The following is a 1,130-nucleotide window of genomic DNA, read 5'->3' as shown; positions in this document are numbered from 1 at the left end:
GGGGTGATCGTGGGCTTTGCCACCAATATCTGGGTGGGTGGCGACAAGACGCTGGCGAAGGATGTGGCGGGCTATTACCACCTGCTGGCCGACATCTTCCTGCATCTGATCAAGATGATCATTGCGCCCCTGGTCTTCTCCACTCTGGTGGCGGGCATCGCGCATATGGGCGACAGCGCGGCGCTGGGGCGGATCGGCGGGAGGGCGCTCGCCTGGTTCATCATCGCCAGCCTGATCTCGCTGACGCTGGGCCTCATCTTCGTCAATTTCTTCGCGCCGGGCGAGGGGCTGAATCTTGTCCGTTCCGGTGCGGATTCCGGCGTCAGTACCGAAGCGCTCAACTTCCGCGACTTCATCCTGCATGTCTTCCCCACCTCCATGATCGGGGCGATGGCGGAAAATTCGATCCTGCAGATCGTCGTCTTCTCGCTGTTCGTGGGCGTGGCGCTGACCGCCATCGGCGACAAGGGCAAGCCGATCGTCACCGTGATCGAGGCGATGGTCGAACTGATGCTGCAGGTGACAGGCTATGTGATGCGCGTCGCCCCCTTCGCCGTATTCGGCGCGCTGGCGTCGGTCGTGACGACCGAGGGACTGGGCGTGCTCAAGACCTTTGGCGAACTGGTGGGCGAATTCTACCTGTCGCTGATCGCGCTCTGGACGCTGTTGTTCGCGGCGGGATCCATCTTCCTGGGCAAGCGGATGGTGAAGCTGATCCGCTATGTGCGCGAACCGATATTGATCGCCTTCTCGACGGCCTCGTCCGAAGCCGCCTATCCCAAGATGCTGGAGCAGCTCGACCGCTTCGGCGTGCCGCGCCGCATCTACAGCTTCGTGCTGCCGCTGGGCTACAGCTTCAACCTGGACGGGTCGATGATGTATTCGACCTTCGCCACCATCTTCATCGCCCAGGCCTATGGCATCGACCTGCCGATCGCGACGCAGATCACCATATTGCTGGTGCTGATGGTAACCAGCAAGGGCATCGCCGCCGTCCCGCGGGCATCACTGGTGGTGGTCGCGGCGACGCTGGGCCAGTTCGACCTGCCGGTGGAGGGTGTCGCCTTCATCCTGGCGGTGGACCATTTCATGGACATGGGCCGTACCGCGACCAATGTGCTGGGCAATGC

1 protein-coding gene is annotated in these 1,130 nt (G+C 62.6%); it reads left to right on the top strand.

What is annotated here, in order from left to right:
- Positions 1 to 1,130 (top strand): dicarboxylate/amino acid:cation symporter (locus MRBLSP13_RS18830; protein ID WP_363756041.1); only part of this gene is annotated, 1,130 nt, incomplete at both ends.

The organism is Sphingobium sp. LSP13-1-1.1 (genome assembly GCF_040676415.1).
Taxonomy (GTDB): domain Bacteria; phylum Pseudomonadota; class Alphaproteobacteria; order Sphingomonadales; family Sphingomonadaceae; genus Sphingobium.
Note: the sequence above shows the minus strand (reverse complement) of the source record. Positions and strands in the feature narration are given on the sequence as shown.